The organism is Nocardia sp. NPDC051052, assembly GCF_044456045.1.
Lineage (GTDB): Bacteria > Actinomycetota > Actinomycetes > Mycobacteriales > Mycobacteriaceae > Nocardia.
The window spans coordinates 633,289-655,191 of the sequence record NZ_JBITFL010000004.1; the positions used below are offsets into that span (position 1 = coordinate 633,289).

Here is a 21,903-nt window from a genome sequence, read left to right on the forward strand (position 1 = left end):
ATATCGAGTGCGTGACGGTCGCGCACCGGAGCCGCGTCGAGGGCGCGGCACGTCAGATGGAGGCGGGATCAATCGATGGCTAATCCGTTCGTCAAGGCCTGGAAATACCTGATGGCCCTCTTCGATTCGAAGATCGAGGAGCACGCGGATCCGAAGGTCCAGATTCAGCAGGCTATCGAGGAAGCTCAGCGCCAGCATCAGGCCCTTTCCCAGCAGGCCGCATCGGTCATCGGCAACCAGCGTCAGCTGGAGATGAAGCTGAACCGGCAGCTCGATGAGGTCGAGAAGCTCAATGCCAACGCGCGCCAGGCGGTCACGCTCGCCGACCAGGCTGGTAACGCCGGCGACACCGAGAAGGCAATCCAGTACACCAACGCCGCCGAGGCGTTCGCCGCACAGCTGGTCACCGCCGAGCAGTCGGTCGAGGACCTCAAGGTGCTGCACGACCAGTCGCTGCAGGCGGCCACCCAGGCCAAGAAGGCGGTCGAGCAGAACGCGATGCTGTTGCAGCAGAAGGTCGCCGAGCGCACCAAGCTGCTCAGCCAGCTGGAGCAGGCCAAGATGCAGGAGCAGGTCTCCGCGTCGCTGCAGCAGATGGATTCGACGCTGTCGGCGCCGGGCTCCACGCCGAGCCTGGACGCGGTGCGCGAGAAGATCGAGCGCCGCTACGCCAACGCGCTCGGTTCCGCCGAGCTCGCGCAGAACACCGTGCAGGGTCGCATGCTGGAGGTGCAGCAGGCCAGCATCCAGATGGCCGGGCACAGCAAGCTCGAGCAGATCCGTGCGTCGATGCGCGGCGATCAGCTGCCCGCGGGTGGCGCGGCGCAGCCCGCCGTCAATCCCGCACCGGCCCAGGCCAATCCGGCGCAGCCGCAGATGAACAAGGGCCAGGCCGCACAGCAGTAACGGTCGGACGCGCGGCGCGGACTTTGTCGGTGGTGGATGGTTCACTGGCAAGTACTGCACGGGTTCCCGGCGGGCCGGCCGTCGGCCGCGCCGGGACCGTGCTGGTCCGATCCGCGCTACCAGTGGGAGAGATGGCATGACTCGGGATAAGGCGCTTCCGGGCCGCAGGCGCGATGCGGCGATCGTGCGGGCGCAAGCCGCGCTAGCTCCGCAACCGGGAAGCCTGCCCGACAGTCTGCGCGAGGTCGGCGAGCACGCACTGGTCACGGTGCGTCGCTGGGCCGACCCGCGCGAACGGGAACTGCGCCGTCGGCGCCGGGCCCGCCGCCGCAGCTTCCAACTCGGCACCGCCTCCGGCATCACCACTGCGGGAGCCGTCGGGCTGGTGGTCCTGACGGCGCCCGCCTGGATCGTCGTGGTGATCGGCGGCGGCGCGGTCGCCCTCGTCACCGGCACCGCGCTCAGCGCCCGCCGCTACCTGCGGTTGCGTAACACGCCGCTGCCCCAGGCCACCTTCATTCCCAGCAAGCAGCCACGCCTGTGGTCTCGCGCGCGCGGACCCATCGCCCGACTGGTCCGCGCCGAACGCGCCCTGCACGGCCTCGGCACCCAGATCGCCCGCGGCAACCGGCTGCCCGACGACGAACTCACCGACATGCTCGAAACGGCACACTCCGGCTCCGCTGCCCTGCATGCTCTCGCCGCCGACATCACCGCGATGGAACAAGCCCTCGGCGCCATGGGCCGCTCCCAATCCCCGGCGGCAGCAGGGCTCACGGACAACCTCCAGTTCGCCCTCGGCCGCCTGGACACCGGCGTAGTTGAATACGAACAGGTAGTCGCCGCCGCAGGCCGCATCCTCGCGGTCCCCGAAAGCGCCGTCCTACGCCACAATTTCGACGCGATCGTCGCCGACCTACGCCACGCCGCCGACCGCCTCGACGGCTGGGCCCAAGCCCTCACCGAGGTCGCCGACCAGCAGGTGCCGCTCGGGCACCCGGGGCAACACTGAGCGTCGCACGGCACTGACATCGGCTATCGCCCAGAGACGGAGCGGCCACCCTCCCCCGCGTGCAGGCGGCAGAGGGAAGGTGGCCTTTGGTCTGTCCGGCGGGAGGAGTTTGCCGGACAGACAGTCACCGGCGGGGCAGCAGCCGGCGTATCAGTAGCTTGCGGAGCGGGCGCACGAGGCTGACCGTCAGCAGCACGAAAAGCACTGTGGCCGTGAGGCTTACGATGTTCGGCGCGGCGGGGGCCGGGGTGCGCGGTACGGCGGACCCGGATACTGTGCGGCCAGGTAGCGAGGTGAAGTGCGATGGGCTGATGGGCGCGGTGGGTCGAGGTATCGGATCGTCAAGTGCTCGGGGGACGTCGTGGCCTCGCTCATCGGTTCATCGTCGTTGTTCGACGGGCATCGCTGTATCCGTCGAACAGTCGACAGGGTGCCGCGTTCGTGATCCGTGCGCTACCGGTTCAGCGCAGGGTGTCCTTGCGTCGCAGGTCTTCGGCTCGGGCGCGCAGCGCGGCGTTCACCAGTTCGCGGCCCTCGGCCATCAGGTCGAGCACCTCCCAGGAGGCTTTGCGGGCGGCGCCGCCGACGATCCCGGCGATGGCTCCACCGTGGCGACGGGCCGCCGCCGCGAGTTCTTGGGCGAGTTCATTTTCCATCAGGCACCGACCGTCACGTGGGATTCAGTGTATGAGTGTGTGCCGAACATGGTGTGTACATAAGCCGACCATCCCTTCCTGACTGCGACTATCCGGAAAGCTGCGCGCAAGATCAGAGTACAACCGTACACTGACCGGCGGAGCGGCCGGGAGAGCGCAAAACCCAAGCCTTTCGCGAAGCGTAATAGGCGGCGGGGCCGTCCGGAACTCCAACTTTGCCGGACCGTACTGCTCGTCCGCGACACATCGCCCGGTCGGGAGCCGATTTCACCGACGAGGCGTTTGGTGTAGATCACGCCGGGTAGTTGCCTTCATGTAGCTGATCGGCCGGATTCCATCACAGGGATCGGGAACATTCACTACAAGGCAGGAGCAGTCAGATGCTTGATATTGCCTACCGAAAATCCGCGATCGACCAGGACACGCAACGGCTGGATATCAGCAGATATCTGGCCTGGGGCAACGTCGATGATCCGGTCCGACGCTCGCGGCAATCGCAGCGAATCGCCGAGGATCTCGACCAGTCCGATCAAAAGGCAAGTGCCTGAACAACTCTCATCGAACGCAACGCGGAGGAATCGAATCATGACCGGAATGCTGGAAGAACTCATCGGAAGCGCTGTGTACTCGCCGGAAGGCGACAAGATCGGCAAAGTCAAGCGGATCTACGTCGACAACACCTCCGGCGCACCGACCTGGGTGTCGGTGACCACCGGCATGTTCAGCGGTGACTCGCTGGTCCCGCTGGCCGGCGCACAGCTGCGGCACGACCCGGAAGCACTGCAGGTGCGCGTCGAGAAGGAGGAGGTGAAGACCGCGCCGCATCTCGAGCACGACGGTCTGATCAGCCCCGAAGCCGAGCGCGAACTGTTCGACCACTACCACATCGACCCGAACCGGGCCGGCATGGAAATGGGCGGCAAGCAGCAGATGCGCGGCGGTCGCCGCCCCGACGACCAGGGCATGGTGCGCTCCGAGGAGCGGCTGGCGGTCAACAAGCAGAACGAAGAGGCCGGCCACGCGCGCCTGCACAAGTACGTGGTGACCGAGGAGCAGACCGTCACCGTGCCGACCACCCATGAAGAGGTCCGGATCGAGCGCGAGCCGATCACCGACCGGTCGCAGGTGGGTCGCACCGACATCGGCGAGCAGGAGGCCGAGGTCACCCTGCATGAGGAGCGCGTGACGGTGCAGAAGGAAGCGGTGCCGGTCGAGCGGGTCCGCCTCGCCGTCGACCAGGTCCAGGACGAGCAGACCGTGTCCGACACGGTGCGCAAGGAGCGGATCGAGACCGAGGGTGTGGAGAACGATCGCCGCAACCCGCGCAATAAGTGACCGACGGTCCCTCGATTGATATCACTGGGTGAGGATCAGCTGAACCTGATCCTCACCCAGATATCTGCCGTCGACGGCTCGTGTCGGCCAATCACCCAGGGCAGCAACGGTATCGGATACGTCGGGTCATAAGTCAGGCGATGGAAGCAATGCGTGCGGGGTCTCTGCACCGGGTGTCCCGCGGCAAGGTCGAGCACGCCGAGCCCCCTTTGTTCACGCGGATCAATCAATTGTGCAGGGCGGCAGCGGTATTGGCGAGGTTGTTGTCGGCTGGCGGTTGTGGTGGTCGGTCAGCAGCCAGGTTTCGGCTACCGGAAGCGATGCGCGAGTGCTGCGACGTCGCGGTACCGCGTAATCCGTTGGGCGTTCGAATATGCTGGGCTACTTGGCGTTACGGTGGTCCGAGTCGGATGTAGGTCTGGATCGTGGCGGAGGATGCGGACCTCGAGGTCGACGGTTTCCGGCGCGAGGACGGCGCCGAATTGTTCGGCGAGGCCGAGTCGCACGTTGCGCAGGCGATCGAGTGCGTCGACCTGCCTGCCCGCCCGGTAGAGGGCCAGCGCGTGTAGCCGAGCCAGCGGCTCGTTCAGCGGGTGCTCGCCCGCCAAAATGCTCATCTCCCTGAGGCATTCGAGGCCGGAGCCGAGGCGCAGCGCGGCCGCCAATCCGGTGACGGTGAGTTCCAGTCGCCACGCGTCCAGTCGCGCGGCTTCCACCACCGCGTACGGCGCCCACTGCAGGTCGGCCAATGCCGGTCCGCGCCAGAGTCGCCGCGCTTCGTCGGCGGCCGCGCCGACCTCGGCGTATCGACCGGCCCGCTGCGCGGCATGCAGCCGGTCCGCGATGGCTTCGGCGGCGAGTAGGTCGCCGACGACCATCGTCGTCCGGTAGCCCGCCGGGGTGCGCAGGACCGTTCCGCCGTACGCGCCCAACGCTGTTCGCAGTCGGGAGACGACAACGCGCAATCGTTCGACGGGTCGCGAGAGCTCACCGTCGCCCCACAGGTCGGCGGCAAGTCGCCGGTCGGGGACGGGAACGCCGCCCGCGAGCGCGAGCCGGACCAGCACCGCGCGCTCCAGCGGACGATCGACCGCGATCATCCGCGCCCCGTCGGTGACCGCCACCGGCCCGAGGATGCGCACCTGCGCGCACCCCGGCTCGGATGCCCGGGTCGAGCAGACAATGCCTTGCGGCACAGTCATTTTCGCTCCTCTCTCGGATTCGATGGCGCGGGACCGACGACAGTGACTCCGTAGCGCGCGAATTCGGCCTCGACCTCCGCGCCGGACGGTCGCCGGGTATCGGCGGGCGGCAGTACGAGTTCCGTGGCCGCGGTGCCGAACGTCCGGTGCGCCCGCTCCACGCCCGCCGGGGTGTAGTGGTGCAGCACCCGCGCCGTGGCGGTGTGCACCGCGAACCCGTGCGGAATACCGCGAGGCAGCCACACCGAGGTACCGGGTCCGGCTTGGATGCGAGCCAGTCCGCGGTGCACGGTGAGCTCACCGTCCAGAACGAAGCACAGTTCGTCCTCCCGCGAGTGCAAATGGACCGGCGGCTCGTCACCCTTCGGCAGCACCACCTCGGCGAGCGAGAGCACCCCGCCGGTGGTTTCGGCGCGTTGATGCCAGATCATCAGGCACCCGAACGCCCACTCCGCGATCGGCTGGTGCGGCCCGAGTTCGTGACGTTGTTCCGGCAAGGCATGGCTCCTCGATTGATAACTCGATGTGATCCATGCTCGATCCGGCGAGCCGAGAAGGGAAACACCGATCGGCTGTCGGATCTACAATCCAGAGTTGTGGATGTGGAACTCCGGCACCTGCGCGCTTTCCACGCACTGGCCACCGAGCTGAATTTCACCCGGGCAGCGGCCCGGCTACACCTGACCCAGCAGGCGTTGAGCAATCAGATCAAGCAGCTCGAAACCCGCATCGGCGCGACCCTTTTCCAGCGCAACAGCCGTCAGGTCACGCTCACCGACGCCGGCCGGACGCTGCTGGCCAGGGTGCCCGACATCCTGGACACCGTCGGCTCGGCCATCGCCGACACCCGCGACACCGAATCCGGCGAGCGCACCGAACTGATCGTCGGCATCCGCGGCGTCACCGGACTGGATATCACGCCCCGGGTGTTGCGCGCCTTCGCCGCCGAGTATCCGCACGTCGCGGTGACCGTCGGCAAGGTCGAATTCGACGACGCGAGCGCGGGCGTGCTGGCCGGCGCCTCGGATGTCGGGCTGATCTGGTTGCCCGCGCCGGCGGGCTTGGACGTGACGCCACTGCTGTCGGAGGAGCGGATCGCCCTGCTCCCCGCGGATCATCCGTTCGCCGCCGACACCGCGGTCCGGCCGGAGGATTTGGCCGTCCAGCCGTTCGCGTGGTGGACCGACAACCGCGATGTCGCCGCGCGCGACTTCATGACACTGGCCGAATACCGCGAGGGTCAGGCGATCATCGGTGCCGAGGTGGCCACCCTGGAAGACCTGCTTGCCGCGGTCGGCAGCGGCCAGGCGGTCGCGGTCTCGGTCGCCTCCGTGTCCCGTTTCTTCCCCTGGTCTGGTGTTATCACCCGGCCACTGCTCGACGTCGCGCCCGCGGTGCTGGCCGTCGCCTGCCGGGCGGGCGACACCCGGCCCCTGGTGGCGGCCTTCATTCGAACCGCCACGAAGGTAGGTGCCGAACTGGCCGCCGAGGGCGCGACCGACCCGCCGGGTAGTACTCCCGGCGGGTAGGTAGTCAGGGTTCACCCTGATCTTCACCCGGATATCGTTGCTGACCTGGTGATTTATCGCCGCGCAGCTGCCAGAGTAGAACCTGTCGGATCGTGGGAGAGCGGTTCGCGGAGACTCTCGGAGGCTGGCAAATGTTGTGGAAGATTATCGGTGTCGTCGCGGTTGTCTGGATCGCGCTGGCCATCATCGGTGCGTTGATCAAGGGGCTGTTCCCGATCCTGGTGATCAGCGCCATCGTGTTCGGCCTGTACCTGCTGTACAAGGCGGTGTCGGGCAAGGACTCCTCGGTCAGCAAGCTGTAGCTTCCGCCTGCGGAGCGGCTTCCGCGCGCCGGGTAGCGCTGCGAAGCCGGGTGGGCGGTAGTCGGGCGGATCCAGGTGTGGCCGGGATGCCACCGGGAGGCGCGAGCGAAGTCGCGAACCCGCCCGACCAGGGGCCGTGCGCTCCCCGATGAGGGGAAAGCGCACGGCCCCTTCTATGTTTGAGTCCGGCCTGAATACGCAGAGAGGCGGACAAGTGCAGCTTTCGGAGGATTGGCAGCGCGCGGTGGTGATCGTCGCGCATCCCGACGACATCGAATACGGTGCCGCAGCCGCGGTGGCCCGATGGACGGGGCAGGGCAAGGACATTCGCTACGTCTTGGTCACCAGCGGCGAGGCGGGGATCGCGGGCCTGCCGCCCGCGGAATGCGGACCGGTGCGCGAGGCCGAGGAGATCGCCTCCGCCAAAGCCGTTGGCGTGCACCAGGTGGAATTCCTCGGCTACCCGGACGGACGGGTGGAGGAATCCTTGCCGCTGCGCCGCGACCTGGCCGCCGCCATTCGTCGCCATCAACCAGAACTGGTGGTGCTCTTCAACTTCGGCGACACCTGGGCGCCCGGCTACGCCAACAGCGCCGATCACCGCGCCGTCGGCCGCGCCGCGCTGGACGCCATCTCCGACGCGGGCAACGAGTGGATCTTCCCCGAACTCACCGAGGCGCCGTGGTCGCCGCGTTGGGCAGCGGTGATGGGCCCCAAGGTAACTCACGCCGTCGACGTCACCGCGCACATCGATCAGGCCAGGGCATCGCTGGCCGAGCATCGCCGCTACCTGGAGGTACTCAGTTCGGAACCAGTGGAAGAGCAGGTTCGCGCCATTGTCGACAGGGCGACCGGCCCGATCGAAGGCTTCCCGGCCGAGCGCGCCGTCGGCTTCGAGCTCTACTACTTCAGCGACCCCGCGAACTGACCTCCCCGACGAGATCCGTTGCCGCTGAACCGAACCGACGCTCCCCGAGGCAAGGGGCATCCTGGTCGCGGATGCCGGCGAGGGGGAACTGGCGTCAGGAGCCTCTCGCGTTACTCCGACACCCCCTGATCTTGATCGAGCCGCTGCTGGGCGACCCGCCTGATCAGGGGGATCCAGGAGTCGAGGGGAGCGACGGTGAGGCCGACGACCTTGCCCGCGTCATCGGCACGGCGCAGGGCGAGGGCGGCGGCGAAGTCCGGGTCGGCCTCGAACTCGGCGATCTCCGTGGCGTCCATCGGGCCGCCCTGGGCTACCAATGTGCGCTGGCTGGACGGGGACAGGCCTGCGGTGTGCGCTGAATCCGTCGCTGCCAGATAGCGTTTCGCGACCACATGCAGCTCGACCAAACGGGCGACGCGAGCGCCGAGCAGCACGCGGATCGCGTCCGCGCCGTGCCTGCCGTGGCCCGCGTCGTCGCCGGGGAACAGCTGATGACCGATGTCGTGCACCAACCCGGCGACCTGCAGCTCCTCATCCCGCGGATACCGCTGCCGCAGCAATTCCGCGCACTGCCGATCGTGGTCGAGGATGTCGACCGGATCGCCGCTGCGGTCCGGCATGTCCCAGACGTCCTCGCCGTTCGCCAGCAGCACCATCAATTCGTCCACCGTGGACACCAGCACGATCGCTCCCTCTCCGATACCAATTGGTCTAGACCATAACGCCGTGCGGATCGGAGGTCACGTGAAGTTCTGCTGTCGAGCAGGTGAAGACGCGGGATGCGGATGCGTCCGAGCCATCAGGCGGTGTGGCAGGCTATGCGGATGCGAGTAGCCGTAGTCGCGGGGCCCGATCCCGGGCATGCGTTTCCCGCCATCGCGTTGTGCTTGCGTTTCCTGGCCGCCGGTGACGAGCCGGTGTTGTTCACGGCCCCGCGCTGGTTCGACGCCGCCCGCGACGCCGGAATCGGTGTCCGACGGCTCAAGGGCCTTGCCCCACGCCCGGCCGACGACGACACCGACGCGGGCCAGCGCATCCACGAGCGCGCCGCGCACATCTCCACCGAGATCCTGCCCGACCTCGGCGCCATGCTGCCCGAGCTGGTCGTCTCCGACGTGCTCACCGCCGGTGGCGGAATGGCCGCGGAACGGCTCGGCGTGCCGTGGGTCGAGCTGTCCCCGCACCCGCTGTACCTGCCGTCGAAAGCCCTGCCGCCCATCGGAAGTGGCCTCGCCCCCGGCGAAGGGCTGCGCGGACGGATGCGGGACGGCATGTTGCGCACCATGACCGCCCGCGACATCCGCAACGGCCTGCGTCAGCGTGAACAGGCCCGCGAGGGCGTCGGCCTGCCCGCCACCGATCCGGGTCCGGCCGCCCGCCTGATCGCCACCCTCCCCGCCCTGGAGGTGCCGCGTCCCGATTGGCCGGACAACGCGCACGTCATCGGCCCGCTCTTCTGGGAACCCACCGACGCGATCCTGGCACCCCCGCCGGGCGACGCGCCGCTGGTGATGGTCGCCCCCTCTACCGCACACACCGGCGTGACCGGCATGGTCGAGACGGTCCTCGACGCACTCGCGGGTGCCGATGTGCGCGTGGCGATCTCGACTCTCGACACCCCGCCTGCGGATCTACCACCCTGGGCCACGGCGGGTTTGGGTCGCCAGGACGAACTCCTCACGCACGCTTCGGTAGTCGTGGGTGGCGGTGGTCACGGCCTGCTCGCGAAGTCGCTGTCGGCCGCCGTCCCCGTCGTCACCGTCCCCGGTGGCGGCGACCAATGGGAGCTGGCCAATAGAGCTGTCCGCCAGGGGAGTTCACTCCTCGTCCGACCGCTGACACCGGCCGCCGTGCGCGCCGCCGTCCTGCGGATCCTGTCGACTCCGCAGTTCGCCACCGCCGCGAAAGAGGCGGCGTCGACGGCCTCGGACGTCGCCGACCCGATCCGGCTGTGCCACCAGGTCCTCGACACGGTCCGCGCGAGTTAGCATGGCCGACTTCGACTGTCGTCGTTGTGGACGGCCTGTTCAGGTAAACCGAAGCCACTACGACGTATTCGAACAGATGCATTACGTCTGCTTCCATTACGAATTCGAGCACGACGCGTTCATCGACGGAGATCCGGACGAGGACTGCGGTGTCCCCGGGTGTCCGTCGGCGCCGGCCGTTCGCCAAGAGGAACGGCTGGCCGGCGCCGTCCGGGCCTTGCTCGACGACTGGTCGGACGGCCCACCGGCCAACTGGGACAACCAGACGATCCCGGATTACCTCACGGCGTTGCTGAGTCGGCTCGAGAACGCCAACGGTCACTACGCCAGTCGGGGAACGCCGATCCAGTGGAACAGCTGGGAAGTGATTCAGGAGCTGCTCCGCGCAGCCACCGTCGGCGAGTAGCGGGGCAGCTGGGGCTCGCGGGTCGGCGCGGGTATCTTGGGCACGGTGCGATTGACGGAGTTTCAGGAGCTGTTGCATACCCAATTCGGGTCGGCCCGGGGCGATGCCCTGCTGGCCGATCATGTGATCCCGTCGTTGGGCCGGACGGGGTCCGATGCCATCGAGGCGGGGGTTGACCCGCGCGACGTGTGGCGGGCGCTCTGCTCGGAATTCGACGTGCCGCGCGGGCGATGGTGAGCGTGCCGGACCGGGCGGTGGATCGGGACGGGCCGCTGTATCGGTTCGACGAGCGCGAGCGGATGATCCCGGTCGATCCGCAACGGCTGGCCGCGCGGCTGGCCAAGGCCGAGCCAGTCGACTTCGCCGGATTCCGGCAGACCGGCATCGAAGCGATGCTGCTCGGACGCTACGACCAGGCCCTAGACCTGCTGGATCGGGCGCTGGAACTCGTGGACACCGAGGAACGCCGGATCACGGTGTGGATCAACCTCGGCGATGTCTATCGCTATCAGGGCGACGCCGCCACCGCCGAGACGCTCTACCGGCGGGCCGTCGAGCACGCGCGGGTAGCCGCGCCGGACGTGCTGTCATACGCCGTGCAACATCTCGGAAAGGCGCTGGCCGAACAGGATCAGCTGACCGAAGCGCATGCGTTGCTGCGTGAGGCGCTCGACTTGCGGACGGCCGAGGGCGACACCGAACTGATCGAATCGACTCGGGTGGCGTTGGAAAGACTGCCCGCGCTGCCGATTCCGTTGCCACCGACGGTCGCCGCGTTGCTCGGTGCCGCGCCGACCTGGTCGGCCGAGCACGAGGGGCGCAGCGGCGGTGTCGCGTTCGTCAACGAAACCTATTGGATCAAGCGGGGACCGAAGGCTGTTGCCGAACACGAGCGGCTGAACTGGCTGCGCGACCGCGGGATCCGGCTGCCGGAGGTCGTCGCGTTCGACGGTGACGTGCTGGTGCTTGCCGACGCGGGTGCCGCGAGTCTGGCCGCGCGAACCGATGCGGGTGCCGGCACGGTCATGGGCGAGCTACTGCGCGGGTTGCACAGCATTCCGGTTGCCGAGTGTCCCTTCGATGGACGGCTCGACGTAGTGCTGACGCAGGCGCGTCGTCAGGTGGTCGAGGGCTTGGTGGATCTCGACGATTTCGAGGCAGAAAACCGGGACCGCACCCCGGAGGACGTTCTCGCGCAACTGCGCAGCGAGCGTCCCGACCAGGAGGACTTGGTGGTGGCGCACGGCGACTTCACGCCACCCAACGTGCTGGAAGGCGCGATCCTGCTCGACGTGGGCGCGCTCGGCGTGGCGGACCGGTACCGCGACCTGGCGCTTGCCGTGCGCGATCTACGCGACGACTTCGGCGAGGGCGAAGTGACCGCCTTCTTCGCCGCGTACGGTCTCACCGAACCGGATCACCGGCGCCTGGAGTACTACCGCCTGCTCGACGAATTGTTCTGAGGCTCAAGGCTTCCTGGCGTAGTGGCGGGCCGCCTTGGCGCGGTTGCCGCACGTCGCCATCGAATGCCAGCGGCGGGTGCCGTTTTTCGAGGTGTCGTAGAAGAACAGCACGCAGTCGGGATGGGCGCACTGGCGGATACGGTCCGGTGCCTCGGCGAGTAGGTGCAGCAGGTTGTCGGCCGCCAACCACGCGGGCAGCCAAGCGATGTCGGGGACGTCGATGACGTTCTCGGGTCCGGCGTCGGTGAGTGTGCGCCGGATCCGGCCGTGGTCGAGGACCTCGTTCAGCGCGGTGTGCGTGGCGCTTTGCACCACGTCGTAGACGGCGGTGCGCGCCGCGCGGAGCGCGTCGAGTGTCGCCTGGTCGGCGATCGTGCGGTCGGTCAGCCCGGCCGACGCCAGCCACACGCCGAGGCCCGCCACGTCGGTGAGCAGGTCCTGCGGGTGCCCGTGCTGGTTCCACCGCGTGTCCAGCAGGTCGAGTGCCAGCGGTTCGCCGAGGTGGGGGCGTGGATCGTGCATGACTGAGGGTATCCAGCTCCTTCTGTGGTCGTGACAACCACCGATTCTCTAACCGGTTAATTTGAGTTTACAGGTTGACTCGGTGGTGCGATCGCGGTTATCGTCTAACCAGTCAAACCGATAAAGACGGTTTGCCGCTAGAGGAGGACTGCATGACAACTGTCGCCGCGCCCCAGCTCGCCACCGGGCATATCGGCCTGAACGTCTCCGATCTGGACCGCTCGGTCGATTTCTATCGAGGCGCGTTGGGTTTCGAGCAGCTCACCGCGAGCACCGACGGCGACCGGAAATGGGCGTTCCTCGGTGCGGGCGGCAAGCTCTCGCTGACGCTATGGCAGCAGAGCGCGGGTGTGTTCTCCGCTGAAACCCCTGGCCTGCATCATCTTTCGTTCCAGGTCGAGAACATCGACCAGGTGCGCGCGATCGAGGCGGCGCTGCGCGAGCGTTCGGTGGCCATCATCCATGACGGCGTCGTCGCGCACGGCGAGGGCACGGCCTCCGGCGGCATCTTCTTCACCGACCCCGACGGCATCCGGCTCGAGGTCTACGCGCCGACCGGCGCCGAGTCCGCACCCGCGCCCAGCGGCGCGGCGCCGACCTGTGGATTCTTCTGAGCCGCAGTGCTGTTGAACGTTTCGACGGCGCATCCCGTCGTCGGAGCATTTCCCGCGACAGGAGTATTACGGTGGCGCCCTTCCATTCCGGTGAACTCGCCGTCCAGCAGCGCATGGGTCAGACGGATATCGCCGACCGGGTCGGCCGGTCGGTCCGCGCCGACATTCCGGCCGTCGCCGCCGCTTTCCTGGCCGAGCAGCCCATGGTGGTGATCGCCGCCGCCGACGCCGCGGGCAGGCTGTGGGCGAGCGAACTGGTCGGACCGCCCGGCTTTCTGCACGCCCTCGACGCGGACACCATCGCCGTCGACGCGCGCCCCACCGCGGGAGATCCGTTGCGGGAGGCGCTGACCCACCCCGCCCGGATCGGCATGATCGCCCTGCAACCGCAGCGGCGCAGGCGGATGCGCGTCAACGGCTCGGCGACGGCGGCGGGCGACGGCTTACGCATCGCGACCGAGCAGGTCTACGCGAACTGCCCGAAGTACATCACCCGCAGGCACATCGAGTCGTACCAGCCGGATGTAGAACCGCCGCTGCCACGGCACGGCACCGCGCTCGACGCCCGCCAGCAGGCGGCGATCGCGGCGGCCGACGCGTTCTTCGTCGCCACCGCCGACACCGAGGGCAATGCCGACGCCTCGCATCGCGGCGGCAATCCCGGCTTTCTGCAAGTGCTTTCGCCGACCAGGCTGCGCTGGCCCGACTACCGGGGCAACTCGATGTTCATGACGCTCGGGAACATCGAGGTGAACCCGCGCTGTGGCATCCTCATCCCCAACTGGGCCACCGGCGGCACCCTGCAACTCACCGGCACCGCCGAGTTGACCTGGGCACCGGAAACCTTCGCCGTCGGTGCACAATGCTCGATCGACTTCACCATCGCCGAAGTCGTCGAGCGCTCCGGTGCGGGCCCGCTGCGCTGGGGCCCGCCCGAACTCTCGCCGGTCAACCCCTGAAGAACGGAGTCATTCGTGCGCCCACCACTACCACCCTTCGATCTCGAATCCGCCAAAGCCAAGGTGCTCGCCGCCGAAAACGCTTGGAACACTCGCGATCCCGCGAAGGTCGCCGCCGCCTACACCGAGGACTCGGTATGGCGTAACCGCGGCGAGTTCTTCACCGGCCGCCCCGCCATCATCGAATTCCTCACCCGCAAATGGGCTTCGGAAACCGGCTACGCGCTCCGCAAAGACCTCTGGGCCTTCGAGGGCAACCGCATCGCCGTGCGCTTCCAATACGAATGGCACGACGAATCCGGCCAATGGTGGCGCAGCTACGGCAACGAACAGTGGGAGTTCGCGCCCGACGGTCTGATGTCGCGTCGTGAGGCCAGCATCAACGACGTCCCCATCGCCGAATCCGACCGCCGCGTCTTCGGCCCCCGCGAACCAGGCGACGACTCACCGCTGCCCCAGCAGTAGCCATCTTGCCCAATCGGGTATGGCGGCGGGAAATGCGGCCACGCCAACGTATCCCGTTGCGATGGGAGGTTGGTGAGCGGACGGCGATGGTCGCGATCTTGCCCATCAGTAGTCCAACCGGAACAAGCGCAGTCCTTCCGGCCGCGCACCGATTGTCTTGGCGCGTACGAATCGTCAGCAAGTGCATGCGGAGCAAGAGGACTCATGCGCAGCGGCGCCGTCCGGGTGGACGGCGCCGTGGTTGGGGAACGTGGATTGCGCGGTCAGGCGGCGATTTTCTGCTCGGCTTCGCTCGATGTCACCACGGGGCGTTGGCGGTGGAAGAGGGCGAAGGCGAGTAGTCCGAAGACGATGCCTACGGCTGCGGCGACCGTGAAAGCGGCGTCCAGCCCGGCTACGAAGTGGGGCAACGTCATCGGCTGATCCCCGTTCGATACGCCACGGAATACCGTGCCCAGCACCGCGACTCCGAGCGCGAGCCCGAGTTGCCGTGCCGTGTTCACCGCACCCGCCGCGGTGCCACCTTGCTGCGGCGGCACCGCCGCCATGCCCACCGACACGAGGGCGGGTGCGTTGATGCCGATCCCCGCGCCGATCACCACGAACCCCGGAATCAGTGCCGGCCAGGATGATCCGGCGTCGATCACGGTGAGCAGACCGGTGCCGATGCCGACCACCACCAGTCCCGCGCCGATGGTCCACTTAGGCGGCGCGTCGTGCATCAACCGACCGAACACCCCGGCGACCAGGAACGCGGTGGCGGCCATCGGCAGCGACGCCAACCCCGCGTGCAACGGCGTCATCTGCAACTGCTGCTGCAACCACAGCGAAACCAGGGGAGCGCTGGCGAAAGCCGCGAACGTTTGCCCGCAGGCCCCGAGCAGGGTCGCCCCGAAGTCGCGATTGCGCAGCAGGGCCAGCGGGAACATCGGTGCCGCACTGCGGGATTCGACGACCGCGAAGACGATCACCGCGACGACACCCAGCATCAGCGCCGTCACCGCGCGACCATCCGACCAGCCGTGCTCACCACCGCGAATGACGCCGTAGGTGAGTGCGGTCGCCGCGGTGGCGAAGGCGAGCATCCCCGGCACGTCGACGGCCCGGTCCGCGCGGCGCACCGACGCGGGGAACACGCTGGCGGTCAACGCGATTGCCAGCACCGCGATCGGCAGGTTGACGAAGAAGATCCACCGCCACGACAACGCCTCGGTCAGCACGCCGCCGAGCACCACGCCGATGCCCGCCGCCGCGCCGGACACCGCGCCCCAGACGCCGAAGGCGATGCCGCGGTCGCGTCCGGTGTAGGTCGAGTGCAGCAGCGACAGCGTTGTCGCGAACATGGCGGCGCCGCCGATGCCCTGAAGTACCCGCCCCGCAATGAGATTCGACGAGGTATCGGCGATGCCGCAGCCGAGCGAGGCGAGGGCGAACAAGACGAGCCCGGCGAGATAGGCGCGTTTCGCGCCGACCCGATCGGCGAGCGAACCGAGGACCAGCAACAGTGCCGCCAAGGCCAGTGCGTAACCATCGACCACCCATTGCAGGCTGGACAGTCCGGCGTGCAGATCGACCGCGATGTTGGGCAGCGCGACGTTCACGATGGTGACGTCGATGAGGAGCATGAGCGTGCCGAGACACGCGGCGAACAGGGGGAGCCATTTCTTCACGGGGGCCTCCACGGCGGAATCGAACGATATCGACGCCAAGCGTGCGGCAATCGAATGTATCTACCTAGTCAGACGGCCAGCTGCGTTAGATTCCTCCTATGCAGCACGATGTCCCTTCGGAATCCTCCGCGCTGGACATTCTCGATTGGCAGATCCTGCACGCGCTGGTGCATGACGCCCGGATCCCGTTCGCCAAGCTCGGCGGCATTCTCGATGTCTCCGAGCAGACGGTCGCGCGCCGCTACCGTGCGCTGCGCGAGCGCGGCATCATGCACGTGTCGGGGCAGGTGAACGCGGTGCCACTCGGGCACGCGCGGTGGGTGCTGCGGATCAAGTCCACACCGGACAAGGCGCTGCGGCTGGCCGAATCACTGGCCAGATTCCCGGATTTGAGCTGGGTCACGCTGCTGTCCACCGGCTCCGAGGTGACGTGTGTGAGCAGGCCACGCTCCCTCGAACGACGCGACGCGCTGCTACTGCACACGCTGCCGCGGGCGAGTCAGGTGCGCGAGGTGACCGCGCACGAGGTGATGCACCGGTTCGAGGCCGACGAGGAATGGCCGCGCCTCAGCCACCTCTTCACCGGCGAGCAGCTGCGCGAACTGGGCCCACAGCGCTCCCGGGCGGCGGGACCGGGACCGGATGCGCCGCCGGACCTGACGCCCGAGGACGAGGCGATGCTCGCGTTGCTCGGCAGCGACGGGCGGGCGCCCTACGCGCAGATTGCCGCCCAAACCGGTTGGACCGCACCACGAGTCGCGCGGCGGATGACCGAGCTCGCGCAGTCCGGCGTGCTCTATTTCGACCTCGACTTCGCGATCGAGGGCATGGGCTACACCGTGCGGGCGGCGCTGTGGTTGCGGGTGCGCCCGGCCGACCTGGACGCCGTGGGGCGGGCGATGGTGAACCACACCGAGATCGTGTTCGTTGCCGCGACCACCGGCCCGACCAACATGATGGCGTCGATCCTCTGCCGCGACACGCCCCACCTCTACCGCTACATCACCGAACGCCTCGGCGCACTGGACGGCATCACCGACCTGGAGGTGACACCGGCGCTACGCGTGTTCAAGCAGGCGCAGACGCTGCTCGACAGCGACCGGGTATCGCCCGTGCATTAACCCAGGTCGACCACTGATTTCGCTCGTACATGGGTAACTCGCCGGGTACCGGCTGCGATCCGCCGCCGGCCGCCGACGGCACCTCGGTGGCACACGAGTCCGGCCTGAATACCCGGAGAGGCGGAATCGCTAGCGCGGCGTTTGCCGAGGCCGCGGAAGTTCTACTCCGTGTTCCCGGGCGCGTCGCTTGACTCGAACACGTGTTCGTCTAATCTTGGCGCCAGAACTTGTCGGTGCCGCCCTCTAATGTTGGCGCCAACCACAGCAGAGACTTATCCGTCGAAAAGGGGATCAAGACATGGCACCACAGGCGTACGACCGCGACAAGGCTCTCGAACTCGCTCTTGCTCAGGTCGAGAAGAGCTTCGGTAAGGGTGCGGTCATGCGCCTCGGTGAAGAGGTACGTCAGCCGCTTGCGGTGATCCCGACCGGCTCCATCGCGCTGGACGTCGCGCTCGGCATCGGCGGTCTGCCGCGTGGCCGCGTCGTCGAGGTCTACGGCCCGGAATCCTCGGGTAAGACCACCGTCGCGCTGCACGCGGTGGCCAACGCGCAGGCCGCGGGCGGTGTCGCCGCGTTCATCGACGCCGAGCACGCGCTCGACCCGGACTATGCCAAGAAGCTGGGTGTCGACACCGACGCGCTGCTCGTCTCGCAGCCGGACACCGGTGAGCAGGCGCTGGAAATCGCCGACATGCTGGTTCGCTCCGGCGCCATCGACATCCTCGTCATCGACTCGGTGGCCGCGCTGGTGCCGCGCGCCGAGATCGAGGGCGAGATGGGTGACAGCCACGTCGGTCTGCAGGCCCGCCTGATGAGCCAGGCGCTGCGCAAGATGACTGGTGCGCTCAGTAACTCCAACACCACCGCCATCTTCATCAACCAGCTGCGCGAGAAGATCGGCGTGATGTTCGGTTCCCCCGAAACCACCACGGGCGGTAAGGCGCTGAAGTTCTACGCCTCCGTGCGCCTCGACGTGCGCCGCATCGAGACGCTCAAGGACGGCACCGACGCGGTCGGTAACCGCACCAGGGTGAAGGTCGTGAAGAACAAGGTGGCGCCGCCGTTCAAGCAGGCCGAGTTCGACATCCTCTACGGCCATGGCATCTCCAAGGAGGGCTCGATCATCGATATGGGTGTCGAGCACGGCTTCGTCCGCAAGTCCGGCTCCTGGTACACCTACGAGGGCGACCAGCTCGGCCAGGGTAAGGAGAACGCCCGCAAGTTCTTGCTGGAGAACAAAGATGTCTGCAACGAGATCGAGAAGAAGATCAAGGAGAAGCTCGGCATCGGCGCCGACGTGACAGCGGCGGCCGCCGAGGCCCCCGCCGATTTCTGATCCGATGAACGGCCGACACTCGCCCCAGCCGCCCTGGACCGCGCCCGATGAGTCGCGGTCCGAAACGGTGCAGGAGATGCGGCGTCGGCTCACTGAACTCCTGAACGCCTCTGGTGCCTCCACCGATCCTGCTGGATCTTGGCCCGGCGAACAGGACCCCGGACGAGTCCGGTCGGTCGAAGGTGGTTCGACCGAACCGGACACGTTGGGAACTCGGTCGAGCGCGTCCGATCCGCAGCGGGCGCGTTCGACTGGGTCCGGCCGCGGACGTCGAAAGGCGTCCCGGCGCACAGACTCCCAGTCGGCTGACTCCGAACATGCCGAAGGCCGATGGGCGGATCCGGTGGCGGCCGGATCCGAGCGGGGTGCCCGCTCTACGGAGCTCACCCCGCCAGGCGGGACGGTCGAGCAGGCGAAGGAGGCATGTCTTCGCCTGCTCGCCGTCCGCGCCCGCAGCCGCGCCGAACTCGCCCAACGCCTCGCGGCCAAGGGCTACAGCGCGGAGGTCACCGACCCGGCCCTCGACCGGCTCACCGAGGTCGGCCTGATCGACGACGCGGCCTTCGCCGAAGAATGGGTGCACGCCCGGCACACCTTCTCCGGCAAGGGTAAACAGGCGCTCGCCCAGGAGCTCCGCCGCAAAGGCGTAGCCGATACCGACGCCGCGCCCGCCCTCGACGCCATCAGCTCCGACGACGAGGAATCCCGCGCCCGCGAACTCGTCCGCCGCAAACTCCGCAGCATCCCGTCCGGCCTCGACCGCGACAAAACACTCCGCCGCCTGGTCGGCATGCTCGCCCGCCGCGGCTACAACCAGTCCACCGCCTTCACCGTGGTGAAATCCGAACTGTCCCAAGCCGAATTCGACACCTCGGACCTCGAACAGAACTAACGGCGAATTCCCTTGTCCGCCAGGTCCGAGCTCGGATGTGCAACGTAGCTGCTTGCCCGCCAACCTGGAATCAGCACGGTCGAGTGGGTTTCTTGCCGTGGCTGAGCTCCGGTGTTCGAGTCGGATGTTCGGTCCGCTGCTTGCTCGGCGGACCTGAGTTCGTATGTTCGGGGCCGTAGTTTTCTCGCCAGCTGTGAGGCCTCTTGCCGCTGACCCGAATCGGACGGTCAAGGTCGCCTGTGCTTGCCGTGCCTTATCCCGGTGTCGGGCCGTTGCTTGCTGCACCTGGTTGGAATTCGAGGTTGGAGGTTCTTCGCCGTAGCTGAGTTCGGCGGTTGACGCCGCCGCTGCCTGGCTGGACGTTAGTCCGGGTATTCGGCGCCGTCCGGCCGTTGTCGGCCTGTCGTGTCGAGGGGGGTTGCCGCGTCGGTTCCGGGGGCAGGCCAGCGGTCTGTCGGCAATGCCCAGCGGGCGTAGGTGTTTTCCGGGTTCACCGTGATCACATCGCATACTCGCACCACCCGGTCCAGCTCGTCTGCCAGATGGGCCAGGGTCGGCGTGACCACCGCGTCCGCGTCGACTCGTGTGATCGTGTTCAACAGTTGCGCCACCGGCTCGTCGGTGTGCGCGCCGAACACCACGATCTTGGCCAGCTCGTAGCCGAGTCTCTTTGCCACGCTGCGGATCTGGGTCTCGTCCCAGACCTGCGACACCCCCGACACATCGCGGCGCAGATAGCCGATCGCGGTAGGCCTTCCCCACATCCCCAGTTGCCCTCTCGTCGGTTGCTCGTGACCCGTGCAATCTCCGAGATTAGAAGTGGCTAGTGCCGGATGGAAGCATGTTGCGAAAGGTTGCGGGAGTGAAGCACTCTGCCTCTAGATGACTGGTCATAGTGGCGGATTCCCCTGCACAGCATACATTTTCGCTAGTTCCCAGATGCTCTTTCCTCTTGACCCGTGGTCGGGCGAAGCGAGACAATCGACACGCTCGGGGCAACAGTTCGCAACATCCCATGACAAGGGGTCAACGATGCGTCTGACTTTTATCGGCGAGGATCCGGGCTCGAATCCGAACGGCTCGCCCACGGTGTATCGCACCGACCGGGATTCGTGGATCGTGCAGGGATGGGTAGTGACCGACCCCGATGCTCTTGCCCACATGAACATTCCGCAGGGCGAAACCTGCGTGGAGATCCCCGACAGGATGATCCAGTTCTTCAGGAAGGGAGACCGTGGCATCGATAGCCTATGAAGAGTTCGAGCGATTACTGGACGAGTTCGTGGTGAAGTCAGTACATCTGGAGACTCGGGACACCTACCGGACGGCGATCGAGCTGCCACACATCGCGCAGTGGACCGCCGGTGAGCCCGATGACCTGGCCTGGCTGCAGGGCTGGTGCGCAACCGTCCGCGACCACGTGTCGGCGGGCCGGTCGGTGCGCCGAGCCAGGATCGTGTCGGAGCCGTTGAGCGACTATCAGCGCTGGTCGCACAGTATCGCCGCGCCGATGGTCGAGGCAGGCGAGGACATCCGCTGGGTTCCTCGGCGCCTGACGTCGTCGGTGGCCATCCCCGGCAACGACTTCTACCTCTTGGACAACCGACTCGTGATCTTCCTCCACTATGCGGGCAGCGGCGTGGCCACCGATAGGGTCACTTCCATCGACCCGCACGATATTCAGCTGTGCCGCACCGCCTTCGAGGCCGTGTGGCGGCTGGCCACACCGCACCGTGACTACCGGCCCAGCTAGTTCCGCGCAGGAGGCCCGACGGGCCCTCGGCAGCCGGCTGCGGGACATCCGCAAAGCCGCCGGTATCACCATCCGCCAGCTCGGCGCGGAGACCGGCCAGCATTTCACGCGAGTGTCCAAGATCGAGAACGGCGTGCAGTTCCCGACCGATCGCGACATTCGCGCCTGGTGCCAGGTCTGCGCCGCCGTCGATCAGGAACTCGACTTGGTCGCGACACTGCGCGCGGTCGACACGGCCTATCTCGAATACCGTCGGCAGAGCCGGGCAGGCATGAAGCGGGTGCTCGGCGCGCACACGCCCGAGCGGTACCAGGCGACGAAGGTGTTTCGCATCTACGAGCACAACGTCATCCCCGGCCTCTTTCAGACGGCGGAGTACACGGCGGCCATGCTGGCGTTCTGGATCCGCTTTCTCGACACCCCCAACGACCTCGAGGAAGCCGTCGCCGTGCGCATGGAGCGGCAACGCGTGCTGCATCGTGGCGGCAAACGGTTCGTGGCCGTGCTCGAGGAGCAGGCGCTGCGCACCTGGTTCGGCACGGCGGAAATCCAAGCGGGACAACTGGGTCGGCTGCTGGAACTGATGTCGATGCCGAACATCTCGCTCGGCATCATTCCGCTCATGACCGAACGCGAGGCGGTCGGCTCCACCGGATTCTGGATCTTCGACGACGCCATGGTCGCGTTGGAGACGCCGACCGCGGGCATTCAGGTCACCCAGCCTGCCGAGTGCGCGATGTATGCGCGCATGTTCGAGGTGCTCAAGGGCGCGGCCGTCTATGGCCGCGACGCACGAGGACTCATCCTGCGGGTGCTGAGCGAGCTGGACGGATAGGACCGC

Annotated in this window: 27 protein-coding genes; 20 read left to right on the forward strand and 7 right to left on the reverse strand. The window is 67.4% G+C overall.

Features of this window, described 5'->3' with window-relative positions:
• Positions 1-75: 75 nt before the first annotated feature.
• Together ACIBCN_RS16990 and ACIBCN_RS16995 are read left to right on the forward strand one after the other, a co-directional pair.
• Complete coding sequence (locus ACIBCN_RS16990) at positions 76-906, forward strand: PspA/IM30 family protein (RefSeq protein ID WP_396992463.1); 831 nt, start codon at positions 76-78, stop codon at positions 904-906.
• 136 nt (positions 907-1,042) lie between these two features.
• A complete protein-coding gene (locus ACIBCN_RS16995; RefSeq protein ID WP_396992464.1) occupies positions 1,043-1,918 on the forward strand; it encodes a hypothetical protein in 876 nt (291 codons plus the stop codon).
• Positions 1,919-2,379: 461 nt separating this feature from the next.
• Here the strand turns inward: ACIBCN_RS16995 and ACIBCN_RS17000 are convergent, their stop codons facing one another.
• Entirely contained in the window at positions 2,380-2,574 is a 195-nt protein-coding gene (locus ACIBCN_RS17000) for a hypothetical protein (protein ID WP_396992465.1), read from the reverse strand.
• Between the two features lie 380 nt (positions 2,575-2,954).
• Between ACIBCN_RS17000 and ACIBCN_RS17005 the strand changes: the two genes are divergently transcribed.
• Positions 2,955-3,122, forward strand: coding sequence for a hypothetical protein (locus tag ACIBCN_RS17005; protein ID WP_396992466.1), 168 nt, complete (start codon positions 2,955-2,957; stop codon positions 3,120-3,122).
• Positions 3,123-3,159: 37 nt separating this feature from the next.
• Entirely contained in the window at positions 3,160-3,909 is a 750-nt protein-coding gene (locus tag ACIBCN_RS17010) for a DUF2382 domain-containing protein (RefSeq protein WP_396992467.1), read from the forward strand.
• A gap of 308 nt (positions 3,910-4,217) precedes the next feature.
• Here ACIBCN_RS17010 and ACIBCN_RS17015 read toward each other — a convergent pair whose 3' ends face one another.
• Together ACIBCN_RS17015 and ACIBCN_RS17020 are read right to left on the reverse strand one after the other, a co-directional pair.
• Positions 4,218-5,111, reverse strand: coding sequence for a BTAD domain-containing putative transcriptional regulator (locus tag ACIBCN_RS17015; RefSeq protein ID WP_396992468.1), 894 nt, complete (start codon positions 5,109-5,111; stop codon positions 4,218-4,220).
• Positions 5,108-5,608 (reverse strand): cupin domain-containing protein, encoded by a 501-nt coding sequence (locus tag ACIBCN_RS17020; protein WP_396992469.1) that lies wholly within the window; start codon positions 5,606-5,608, stop codon positions 5,108-5,110. Before ACIBCN_RS17020 ends, ACIBCN_RS17015 begins: the two co-directional genes overlap by 4 nt.
• Positions 5,609-5,707: 99 nt before the next feature.
• Between ACIBCN_RS17020 and ACIBCN_RS17025 the strand changes: the two genes are divergently transcribed.
• The 3 genes from ACIBCN_RS17025 to ACIBCN_RS17035 all read left to right on the forward strand — a co-directional run bounded on the left by ACIBCN_RS17025 (position 5,708) and on the right by ACIBCN_RS17035 (position 7,870).
• Positions 5,708-6,640: a LysR substrate-binding domain-containing protein gene (locus tag ACIBCN_RS17025; RefSeq protein WP_396992470.1), complete on the forward strand. Its 933-nt coding sequence runs from the start codon at positions 5,708-5,710 to the stop codon at positions 6,638-6,640.
• Positions 6,641-6,771: 131 nt separating this feature from the next.
• Positions 6,772-6,942 (forward strand): hypothetical protein, encoded by a 171-nt coding sequence (locus ACIBCN_RS17030; RefSeq protein WP_396992471.1) that lies wholly within the window; start codon positions 6,772-6,774, stop codon positions 6,940-6,942.
• 214 nt (positions 6,943-7,156) lie between these two features.
• The gene (locus tag ACIBCN_RS17035) at positions 7,157-7,870 is read left to right on the forward strand and encodes a PIG-L deacetylase family protein (RefSeq protein WP_396992472.1); all 714 of its coding nucleotides are present in this window, start codon (positions 7,157-7,159) and stop codon (positions 7,868-7,870) included.
• A 110-nt stretch (positions 7,871-7,980) separates the two neighbouring features.
• Here ACIBCN_RS17035 and ACIBCN_RS17040 read toward each other — a convergent pair whose 3' ends face one another.
• Positions 7,981-8,553: an HD domain-containing protein gene (locus tag ACIBCN_RS17040; protein ID WP_396992473.1), complete on the reverse strand. Its 573-nt coding sequence runs from the start codon at positions 8,551-8,553 to the stop codon at positions 7,981-7,983.
• 141 nt (positions 8,554-8,694) lie between these two features.
• On the opposite strand from ACIBCN_RS17040, the gene ACIBCN_RS17045 reads away from it, so the two are divergent.
• From ACIBCN_RS17045 to ACIBCN_RS17060, 4 genes are all read left to right on the forward strand, one after another.
• Positions 8,695-9,858, forward strand: coding sequence for a glycosyltransferase (locus ACIBCN_RS17045; RefSeq protein ID WP_396992474.1), 1,164 nt, complete (start codon positions 8,695-8,697; stop codon positions 9,856-9,858).
• Between the two features lie 76 nt (positions 9,859-9,934).
• The gene (locus ACIBCN_RS17050; protein ID WP_396992476.1) at positions 9,935-10,264 is read left to right on the forward strand and encodes a hypothetical protein; all 330 of its coding nucleotides are present in this window, start codon (positions 9,935-9,937) and stop codon (positions 10,262-10,264) included.
• Positions 10,265-10,309: 45 nt separating this feature from the next.
• Positions 10,310-10,501 carry a DUF3046 domain-containing protein gene (locus ACIBCN_RS17055; RefSeq protein WP_396992477.1) on the forward strand — a complete coding sequence of 64 codons (192 nt, stop codon included), beginning with the start codon at positions 10,310-10,312 and terminating at the stop codon, positions 10,499-10,501.
• Positions 10,495-11,727 carry a phosphotransferase gene (locus tag ACIBCN_RS17060; RefSeq protein ID WP_396992478.1) on the forward strand — a complete coding sequence of 411 codons (1,233 nt, stop codon included), beginning with the start codon at positions 10,495-10,497 and terminating at the stop codon, positions 11,725-11,727. Before ACIBCN_RS17055 ends, ACIBCN_RS17060 begins: the two co-directional genes overlap by 7 nt.
• Before the next feature lie 3 nt (positions 11,728-11,730).
• Here the strand turns inward: ACIBCN_RS17060 and ACIBCN_RS17065 are convergent, their stop codons facing one another.
• Positions 11,731-12,249 carry a CGNR zinc finger domain-containing protein gene (locus ACIBCN_RS17065; protein WP_396992479.1) on the reverse strand — a complete coding sequence of 173 codons (519 nt, stop codon included), beginning with the start codon at positions 12,247-12,249 and terminating at the stop codon, positions 11,731-11,733.
• A gap of 152 nt (positions 12,250-12,401) precedes the next feature.
• Here ACIBCN_RS17065 and ACIBCN_RS17070 point away from each other — a divergent pair, with 152 nt between their 5' ends.
• From ACIBCN_RS17070 to ACIBCN_RS17080, 3 genes are all read left to right on the forward strand, one after another.
• On the forward strand, positions 12,402-12,863 hold the full coding sequence (locus ACIBCN_RS17070) for a VOC family protein (RefSeq protein ID WP_396992480.1): 462 nt from the start codon (positions 12,402-12,404) through the stop codon (positions 12,861-12,863).
• A 113-nt stretch (positions 12,864-12,976) separates the two neighbouring features.
• Positions 12,977-13,822 (forward strand): pyridoxamine 5'-phosphate oxidase family protein, encoded by an 846-nt coding sequence (locus ACIBCN_RS17075; protein WP_396992597.1) that lies wholly within the window; start codon positions 12,977-12,979, stop codon positions 13,820-13,822.
• 15 nt (positions 13,823-13,837) lie between these two features.
• Positions 13,838-14,287, forward strand: coding sequence for a nuclear transport factor 2 family protein (locus ACIBCN_RS17080; protein ID WP_396992481.1), 450 nt, complete (start codon positions 13,838-13,840; stop codon positions 14,285-14,287).
• A 263-nt stretch (positions 14,288-14,550) separates the two neighbouring features.
• Here ACIBCN_RS17080 and ACIBCN_RS17085 read toward each other — a convergent pair whose 3' ends face one another.
• Positions 14,551-15,957, reverse strand: coding sequence for an MFS transporter (locus ACIBCN_RS17085; protein ID WP_396992482.1), 1,407 nt, complete (start codon positions 15,955-15,957; stop codon positions 14,551-14,553).
• Between the two features lie 98 nt (positions 15,958-16,055).
• Here ACIBCN_RS17085 and ACIBCN_RS17090 point away from each other — a divergent pair, with 98 nt between their 5' ends.
• From ACIBCN_RS17090 to recX, 3 genes are all read left to right on the forward strand, one after another.
• The gene (locus ACIBCN_RS17090) at positions 16,056-17,078 is read left to right on the forward strand and encodes an Lrp/AsnC family transcriptional regulator (RefSeq protein ID WP_396992483.1); all 1,023 of its coding nucleotides are present in this window, start codon (positions 16,056-16,058) and stop codon (positions 17,076-17,078) included.
• A gap of 298 nt (positions 17,079-17,376) precedes the next feature.
• Positions 17,377-18,417, forward strand: coding sequence for a recombinase RecA (gene recA, locus ACIBCN_RS17095; protein WP_396992484.1), 1,041 nt, complete (start codon positions 17,377-17,379; stop codon positions 18,415-18,417).
• Positions 18,418-18,760: 343 nt separating this feature from the next.
• Positions 18,761-19,309, forward strand: a complete 549-nt coding sequence (recX, locus tag ACIBCN_RS17100; protein WP_396992485.1) for a recombination regulator RecX — start codon at positions 18,761-18,763, stop codon at positions 19,307-19,309.
• A 362-nt stretch (positions 19,310-19,671) separates the two neighbouring features.
• Here recX and ACIBCN_RS17105 read toward each other — a convergent pair whose 3' ends face one another.
• Positions 19,672-20,073 (reverse strand): hypothetical protein, encoded by a 402-nt coding sequence (locus ACIBCN_RS17105; RefSeq protein WP_396992486.1) that lies wholly within the window; start codon positions 20,071-20,073, stop codon positions 19,672-19,674.
• 175 nt (positions 20,074-20,248) lie between these two features.
• Between ACIBCN_RS17105 and ACIBCN_RS17110 the strand changes: the two genes are divergently transcribed.
• Genes ACIBCN_RS17110 through ACIBCN_RS17120 form a run of 3 tightly spaced genes read left to right on the forward strand, consistent with a single transcriptional unit; the run spans position 20,249 to position 21,897 of the window.
• Entirely contained in the window at positions 20,249-20,563 is a 315-nt protein-coding gene (locus ACIBCN_RS17110) for a hypothetical protein (RefSeq protein WP_396992487.1), read from the forward strand.
• Positions 20,544-21,062: a DUF6879 family protein gene (locus ACIBCN_RS17115; protein WP_396992488.1), complete on the forward strand. Its 519-nt coding sequence runs from the start codon at positions 20,544-20,546 to the stop codon at positions 21,060-21,062. The genes ACIBCN_RS17110 and ACIBCN_RS17115 overlap by 20 nt, the downstream gene beginning before the upstream one ends.
• Complete coding sequence (locus tag ACIBCN_RS17120; RefSeq protein WP_396992489.1) at positions 21,043-21,897, forward strand: helix-turn-helix domain-containing protein; 855 nt, start codon at positions 21,043-21,045, stop codon at positions 21,895-21,897. The genes ACIBCN_RS17115 and ACIBCN_RS17120 overlap by 20 nt, the downstream gene beginning before the upstream one ends.
• Positions 21,898-21,903: the final 6 nt, after the last annotated feature.

Coding starts and splice junctions, on each gene's coding strand:
- ACIBCN_RS16990 (WP_396992463.1), top strand. CDS start 76: ATGGCTAATCCGTTCGTCAAGGCCTGGAAATACCTGATGGCCCTCTTC.
- ACIBCN_RS16995 (WP_396992464.1), top strand. CDS start 1,043: ATGACTCGGGATAAGGCGCTTCCGGGCCGCAGGCGCGATGCGGCGATC.
- ACIBCN_RS17000 (WP_396992465.1), bottom strand. CDS start 2,574: ATGGAAAATGAACTCGCCCAAGAACTCGCGGCGGCGGCCCGTCGCCAC.
- ACIBCN_RS17005 (WP_396992466.1), top strand. CDS start 2,955: ATGCTTGATATTGCCTACCGAAAATCCGCGATCGACCAGGACACGCAA.
- ACIBCN_RS17010 (WP_396992467.1), top strand. CDS start 3,160: ATGACCGGAATGCTGGAAGAACTCATCGGAAGCGCTGTGTACTCGCCG.
- ACIBCN_RS17015 (WP_396992468.1), bottom strand. CDS start 5,111: ATGACTGTGCCGCAAGGCATTGTCTGCTCGACCCGGGCATCCGAGCCG.
- ACIBCN_RS17030 (WP_396992471.1), top strand. CDS start 6,772: ATGTTGTGGAAGATTATCGGTGTCGTCGCGGTTGTCTGGATCGCGCTG.
- ACIBCN_RS17045 (WP_396992474.1), top strand. CDS start 8,695: ATGCGAGTAGCCGTAGTCGCGGGGCCCGATCCCGGGCATGCGTTTCCC.
- ACIBCN_RS17050 (WP_396992476.1), top strand. CDS start 9,935: ATGCATTACGTCTGCTTCCATTACGAATTCGAGCACGACGCGTTCATC.
- ACIBCN_RS17060 (WP_396992478.1), top strand. CDS start 10,495: ATGGTGAGCGTGCCGGACCGGGCGGTGGATCGGGACGGGCCGCTGTAT.
- ACIBCN_RS17065 (WP_396992479.1), bottom strand. CDS start 12,249: ATGCACGATCCACGCCCCCACCTCGGCGAACCGCTGGCACTCGACCTG.
- ACIBCN_RS17070 (WP_396992480.1), top strand. CDS start 12,402: ATGACAACTGTCGCCGCGCCCCAGCTCGCCACCGGGCATATCGGCCTG.
- ACIBCN_RS17075 (WP_396992597.1), top strand. CDS start 12,977: ATGGGTCAGACGGATATCGCCGACCGGGTCGGCCGGTCGGTCCGCGCC.
- ACIBCN_RS17090 (WP_396992483.1), top strand. CDS start 16,056: ATGCAGCACGATGTCCCTTCGGAATCCTCCGCGCTGGACATTCTCGAT.
- recA (WP_396992484.1), top strand. CDS start 17,377: ATGGCACCACAGGCGTACGACCGCGACAAGGCTCTCGAACTCGCTCTT.
- ACIBCN_RS17105 (WP_396992486.1), bottom strand. CDS start 20,073: ATGTGGGGAAGGCCTACCGCGATCGGCTATCTGCGCCGCGATGTGTCG.
- ACIBCN_RS17110 (WP_396992487.1), top strand. CDS start 20,249: ATGCTCTTTCCTCTTGACCCGTGGTCGGGCGAAGCGAGACAATCGACA.